Annotated in this window: 1 protein-coding gene and 1 pseudogene; both read left to right on the top strand. The window is 72.0% G+C overall.

The genetic code is table 11. The features are described 5' to 3' along the window. Positions 1–511: RDD family protein (locus D7W82_RS39670; RefSeq protein ID WP_120623187.1), on the top strand; the 511-nt coding region annotated here is incomplete at its 5' end. Between the two features lie 50 nt (positions 512–561). Then, positions 562–1,263: pseudogene (locus tag D7W82_RS39675) on the top strand (FrgA protein); the annotation flags it as partial.

The raw sequence follows: 1,263 nt of genomic DNA on the forward strand, positions 1-1,263 counted from the left end.
GTCGAAGGCCCCGGCGCCTTCGGCGGTCCCGGCCGCTGGCGAGGTCCACGCGCGCCCCGCCTCGCTGTGGCGCCGGCTGCTGTCCTTCACCGTCGACACCGCGGCCATCAGCGCCGTGGCGGCGGCCTACATCACCCTGGCCTCGTCGGTCGCGGGCGTGAAGGGCCCCCAGCCGGGGCTGACCGGGCTGGACGCGTTCGTCGCCTGGCTGCGGGCGATGCACTCCGTGCTGCTGCCGGGCGTGGTCCTGGTGCTGGTGCTCGCCACCGTGTACTGCGCGGTCGCGGCCTTCCTGTGGAATGGACGCACCCTGGGACGGTTGCTCCTGGGCCTGCGGTTGGTGGACACCCATGGCATGGCGCCCACCCCGGGCCGGGCCATCTTCCGGGCGCTGCTCGCCGGGCTTTCCTTCGTTCTCTTCCTGGGCGGGTTCTGGATGGCGCTGTTCGACCGCCGCGGGCAGACGCTCCATGACAAGCTGACGTCCACCTTCGTCGTCCAACCGAGCTGAAACCGGCTCATTGTGCCTTGCGGCCGCGGCCGTAAGATGCCGCGGCCTTCATGCCTTCGCGTCTTGCCCAGCACCTCGTCTCGCGCGCCCTCCTGACCCAGGAGCAGGCCGGGGACTTGTTGCGTCAGCATCAGGCCCAGGGTGGCCACCTGGACACCGCGCTCCTGGAGCGCGGCCTCTCCGAAGCGGACGTCCTCGCGATGATGGGCGAGGTCTCCGGCTTCCGGCCCGTGAACCTGGTGGACTTCGAGCCCAACCTCGAGGTCGCCAGCTTCATCCCCCCGAAAATCGCCGAGCGCCTCAGCGTCGTCCCCCTGTCCCTGGACGGGAACACGCTGCACGTGGCGTGCGCCTACCCGGTGCCCAAGAAGGAGCTGGACGAAGTCGGCTTCCTCCTGGGCAAGCCGCTGGAGCTGTGGGTCGCCATCGAGCTGCGGGTGCGCGAGTGGATCTCCATCATCTACCGCCAGCCGATGCCGCCCCGCTTCGTGCAGCTGGCCGAGACGGTCGCCCAGCAGGCCGGAGCGCTCACGCCGCCTCCGCCACCGCCGCCGGACGACGAGTCGATGACGGTGGACATGGTGGAGCAGCTGGCGCGCAACGTGGCCCAGGAGCCCGTGCCCGCGGAGGCCCGTCCCGCCGCCTCGCGTGAGCCCGAGCCCGCGGACATCCCGCCCCCCGCGTACGTGCGCGAGCCGCTGCGCCTGAACACCTCCGCGGGTCCGGTGACGACGGCCCGCGCGGTCCAGCGC

It is taken from the genome of Corallococcus sp. CA049B, from assembly GCF_003611685.1.
GTDB lineage: Bacteria > Myxococcota > Myxococcia > Myxococcales > Myxococcaceae > Corallococcus > Corallococcus coralloides.